Raw genomic sequence first — 5202 nt, 5'->3', positions numbered from 1 at the left:
AAAAATTCGTTTTGGTGGACAAGACATCAAGCACCACTATTATCAGTTCAGATAACATATGTTTGACAACCCTAGACATTATTATAGCATTATTGATTATTGACAATTTGCCTGTCTTTATCTCTGCTTCACTCATTAGACCGAATTGTGCTACCGATATTTCGCTAAAAATTAAGCATGTTGGTATAATAGACTTGATTGAAGCAACTACGCCATAAAGACTTGACAGATGTCATTTTTCTAACTCAAAAGACACATTATAAGGACACACTATAAAGATACATTATTCTAAACTAAGAGGTGCAAAATGGCTAAACAAAAAACATATCAACTAACACTAACTGCAATTTTCATTGCGATACTTCTATTTCAAACTTATATTCCTTTATTAGGGTATATACCAATACCACCCCTTAACATCACTATCATCCATATTACCGTAATTATTGCAGCTGTAATCCTACCTCTAAAGAACTCCATTCTTGTAGGTTTAGCATGGGGGGTTCTTAGCTTCAGTAGAGCTTATATCGCACCATCATCCGTTTTTGACATCTTAATTTTTCGTAATTTTATTATTGCGGTCTTACCACGGGTCTTGATTCCAATCGTTGCTGGCTCACTGTTCATCTGGTTAATGAAAAGACATTCAATCAAAATAGCTGCTCTTGTTGCAGCCATTGCTGGGACACTAACTAACACATTCTGCGTACTAGGCTTGATCTATGTCATAAAAGGGGCTGAATTTGCAGAGTTAAATCAAGTAGACCCATCGCAACTATACCTCATCTTAGGTGGTATAGTGACCACAAACGGCATACCGGAAACAATCGCCGCTGCCATAGTTGTTCCAATAGTTGCTACTATTTATTGGCATAAGCGTGGAGGAAAAGCTCAAAACAGTACAGACTGATTAAATTGCAAAGATATTGTCATCAATTGCATCTTGGAACTCTTAGGACTTCTATTAGGACCTCTATGTTATTTGAATGATTTAAGTATTGAGAAGAGAAGGTGTTAGTGGTCCGTCAAGAACCACTAACACCTTCTCTTTCATTACAACTTAATCAACTATTACAAACTAATCAGTAGTTTAAAGAATCACTCTTCTATTAGAGTCAGTCTATAAATACTTAGTATCAATCGCCTTTACGAACTCTGCTTGCAACTGGCGATTCATTTTACGCTGTGCAACACGTGCTTGATATCCTTGGCAAATATAGTTTTCTTCCTCAGTGACAGGTTCAATCGTCACATCTGTAAAGGTCTGATCCTTGAAAACAAACGTTAGGAATGTACTAGCAGCAAGATATTTTTCCCTCGTATCCAGATCCTCGCCAATCATTTTAGCAAACACTTCGATAGCTTTTGTTCCTACTCCTGAAACATAAGTCATCACTGTAAATTGATGCGTGACCATGATTGGCTCTAAGAAATTCAGATTATCGATTGAAGCAGTCACTGCCTCATCCTTACCAAATCGTCTCGCAGTCAAACCACCGCACTCGTCTAGCCAAGCCAGTAGGTAGCCACCAAAAAGAGTCTGATGATTATTTAAATACTTAGGTTTGATCATATGACTTTGAACGACTTTTGTCTCAACACACTTCATTTACTATTCCCTCCACGATTTCTAAACTATGCCTATGAACTTTAGCACAATTTATTAAGCGCTTCAATATGCAATATGCCCTATTCGATTGGCTCAGGAAAAAGACTGAATTATTTAGCGATGGATACTAAATAATTCAGTCTTTTCACTGAAGAAACTTTTTATACTTGCTAGTGGTTCAAATAAACAAGTTGCAACATGTGTGGTTATCAAAACGGTAAATGTAAGAATATATATCGGATACCTCCAGCCATAGCCACCGTATACACATATAACGTAACAGGTTTCGAGACCATAAAAATGACCATAAAACGTTTGAAAGACATCTCTGTCAACCCAGCAACCATGCAAAGAAAATCATCCGGAAAACCTGGAAGGATAAATGCTGTAGCTAATAATTTTGTAAACCGATTCTTTTTATCTAACCATGTAATGTATTTATCATACGTTTGCTCATTGACAAAGGCTTGTACAAAGGTCTTCCCAAAATTTCTTGCTAGGTGAAAATTAATGACCGAGCCAATCGTAATGCCAATAAAATTAAATAAAAAACCATACCATGGTCCAAATACCACATGGCCAACCACACAGGTAATTCCTCCTGGAATAACAGGGTAAATGACTTGAATCACTTGGATTGCAATGAATAATAATGGCCCATAAATACCCAATCTCATTAAGAGGTGTTGGAACGGCAAAGCATCTCCTTCAAAAAAGCCTGATTTATAGACCCAGTATGCTAACCAAATCGTTAACCCAACCCCGATAACGGATATGATTTGAATGGCTCTGCGATTCCAAACTACAGATGGTGCTTCCTTCATCGTGGGCTCCTTTCAACTTAAATAATGTTAAAATCATTCTACCGATTTTAACACCACATGTCATAGGTCTTAAGATTGAATTACATGTCTGAATCGATACTTCTTAATAGTTCTATATACATGTATAGCATACTTCTAGCTTTAATGCCTAGTTAAAGGGAATATTTTAAAAAGAGTTTACAGAAAAGACACATTTTTACTTACATTACTTACATAAGTTTCTTTAATTAACTAAACTTAACCATTTTGTGAATTAGTATACAATGACCTATGTAAGAAGTTGTCGACGACGTCTTTACACATCAATTTGTGAAAATAAAATCAAATTTTAGTTGGGGAGTTACTTATGAATTTTTTAGATATCCTACAAACAACTGTTACTGATATGAATATTATCAGTGCTATCACTTCAACCTTAATTATTATTTTACTCGGTTTTTTTCTCAGAAAACGGGGAACATTTGGTCCAACGATTGGTAAAACTTTATCAAAAGTCGTACTAACCGTTGCTTTACCAGCATTAGCGTTCAATGCTTTCATGCAAGATATCGATACGGAATCTTTAAAACAAGGTATGAATATCTTAATTTGGGGAATCGCAATCTATATAATTTTGATTTTTGTTTCAAAACCTATTTTCCTTAAATTTAAAGGTGACCAACAAGATACGTTACGTGTCTTGACCATTTTTGGTTCAACGACATTCTTTGGTATTCCTATTGTAGGAGCTATCTATGGACCTGAAGGGGTCTTGTATGCTTCAATATTCAATATCGGTTACCGAATTTTCCTTTACTCTTATGGTTATATCAAGATGAGTGGCTTGAAAATGGAAGCCAAAAACATCAAAACGATGTTCTTGAATCCAATTGTTATTGCTACTTTCCTAGGCTTATTCATTTGGGTGTTCCAAGATTTCTTGCCACAAGTTTCAGTCACACCTCTAGTAGAAGGAGGAGCAAGTCAAGTTGCTTTCCTTAGAATCGACCAAACAGCTGTCTGGTTATTCAAACCAATGTCATACCTTGCAAGATTAGCCTCACCGCTAGCTTGGTTAGCAATCGGAGCAACACTAGGCGACGTTACTTTTAAAGAAGCAGCTTCGGATAAAACGTCTTGGTTCTATTCATTTGTCAAAGTTATCGGCGTACCATTACTCAATATCGTTTGCTTGATTCTTTTATCAGTAACGCACATTCTACCTGTTAACCTAGTTAGCTTGGGAACTGTTGTCATCATGATGGCAACCCCTACTGCAACCGTGGCAGCCGCATATGCCATTAGCTTTGATAAAGACGCTCTATTAGCCTCAAACGCTTCCCTACTGTCAACCGTCTCGGCAGTTGTCATGATGCCTATATGGATCGTTATCGTAAACATTATAGGATCGACCGGAATATTCTAGAAGAGGTTGTTCATGGAGTGGTCAGCTTTGAGAAATAAGAAAGCCTATCCGAAAATAAGCACTTAAATTTCCGAGATAGGGTGACTTATTTACGGAAAAGCTACTCCAGGAACACCGACAAAGAGGTTATTCATGGAGTGCTTAGCTTTGTGTCATAAGGCGAGATAGCTGAAAATTAGCATATTATTCTAAAACACTCTATATAATTCATCATTCTGAAAACAAGCATATTCAAATACACTTAGCCAAATAAGGAGAGACTCATTCATGTCAAGTTTAAAAGTCGTATGTTATGGTGTTAGACCTAACGAAGTACCTTTCTTCAACAAATTAAATACTTATGGTTTTGATTTAAACCTAGTGGAACCTCTACTGAACCATGACAACGTAGAAACAGCTGAAGGAATGGACGCTGTTATTCTTCGTGGTAACTGTTTAGCAGATCGTCAAAATATCGAAAAATTCGCAAAATACGGAGTAAAATACCTCTTCACCCGCACCGTTGGCTTTAACCACATTGATTTACAAGCTGCTGCTGATTACGATATGCTAGTTGCCCGTGTGCCTTCTTACTCACCAAATGCTATTGCAGAATTAGCTTTAACCCTTGGTATGATGTTACTTCGTCACACTGCTTACACAACAAGCAAAACATCTCGTTACGATTTCCGTGTGGATAGTACGATGTTCAGTAAAGAAGTTAGAAATTGTACTGTCGGTATTATCGGAACTGGCCGTATTGGGTTAACGGAAGCTAAGTTATACAAAGGGCTAGGGGCTAAGGTTCTTGGTTATGATGTTTTCCAAAGTGATGCTGCAAAAGAAGTTGTCACCTTTAAGGAATTAGATGACGTCATTGCAGAAAGTGATATCATTAGCCTTCATATCCCTTACTTCCCTGGTAAGAACGAAAACTTTATCAACAGTGACTTTCTCTCTAAAGTTAAACCAGGAGCTATATTGATTAATACTGCTAGAGGTGAACTACAAGACAATTCTGCTATTTTAGAAGCATTAGAATCTAACCAACTCAGTGGTTTTGGAACTGATGTATTTGCCAAAGAAGCAACTATTTTCTTCAAGAAATTTGATGCAGAAAACCAATTACCAGATTCTACTGTCAAAGCCCTTGTCGACCTTTACCCACGTGTTTTGGTGACACCACATATTGGTTCGAATACTGATGAAGCTTTGTCAAATATGATTGAAACTAGTTACGAAAACTTACACGAAGTTTTGACGACAGGAAAAGTCACTAACAAAGTGGACTTACCAACAAAGAGGTTGTAATACAAGCGGTTAACTTCGAGCCATAAGGAAATCTATCCGAAAATAAGCACTTAATTTTTCGAGATAGAGTGACT

Annotated in this window: 6 protein-coding genes; 4 read left to right on the top strand and 2 right to left on the bottom strand. The window is 36.9% G+C overall.

Annotation, left to right across the window (positions count from 1 at the left end; genetic code table 11):
• Together H541_RS13545 and H541_RS12395 are read left to right on the top strand one after the other, a co-directional pair.
• Positions 1-218 (top strand): hypothetical protein (locus H541_RS13545; RefSeq protein WP_026501784.1); only part of this gene is annotated, 218 nt, incomplete at its 5' end.
• 89 nt (positions 219-307) lie between these two features.
• Positions 308-910 carry an ECF transporter S component gene (locus H541_RS12395; RefSeq protein ID WP_022797238.1) on the top strand — a complete coding sequence of 201 codons (603 nt, stop codon included), beginning with the start codon at positions 308-310 and terminating at the stop codon, positions 908-910.
• Positions 911-1120: 210 nt separating this feature from the next.
• On the opposite strand, the gene H541_RS0110465 is transcribed toward H541_RS12395, so the two are convergent.
• Positions 1121-1609, bottom strand: a complete 489-nt coding sequence (locus H541_RS0110465) for an acyl-CoA thioesterase (RefSeq protein WP_022797237.1) — start codon at positions 1607-1609, stop codon at positions 1121-1123.
• 209 nt (positions 1610-1818) lie between these two features.
• Positions 1819-2433 (bottom strand): TVP38/TMEM64 family protein, encoded by a 615-nt coding sequence (locus H541_RS0110460; RefSeq protein WP_022797236.1) that lies wholly within the window; start codon positions 2431-2433, stop codon positions 1819-1821.
• Positions 2434-2779: 346 nt separating this feature from the next.
• On the opposite strand from H541_RS0110460, the gene H541_RS0110455 reads away from it, so the two are divergent.
• Both H541_RS0110455 and H541_RS0110450 read left to right on the top strand, forming a co-directional pair.
• Entirely contained in the window at positions 2780-3838 is a 1059-nt protein-coding gene (locus H541_RS0110455) for an AEC family transporter (RefSeq protein ID WP_022797235.1), read from the top strand.
• Between the two features lie 267 nt (positions 3839-4105).
• On the top strand, positions 4106-5128 hold the full coding sequence (locus H541_RS0110450) for a 2-hydroxyacid dehydrogenase (RefSeq protein WP_022797234.1): 1023 nt from the start codon (positions 4106-4108) through the stop codon (positions 5126-5128).
• Positions 5129-5202: the final 74 nt, after the last annotated feature.

Source organism: Bavariicoccus seileri WCC 4188, from assembly GCF_000421665.1.
Lineage (GTDB): Bacteria > Bacillota > Bacilli > Lactobacillales > Aerococcaceae > Bavariicoccus > Bavariicoccus seileri.
Note: the sequence above shows the minus strand (reverse complement) of the source record. Positions and strands in the feature narration are given on the sequence as shown.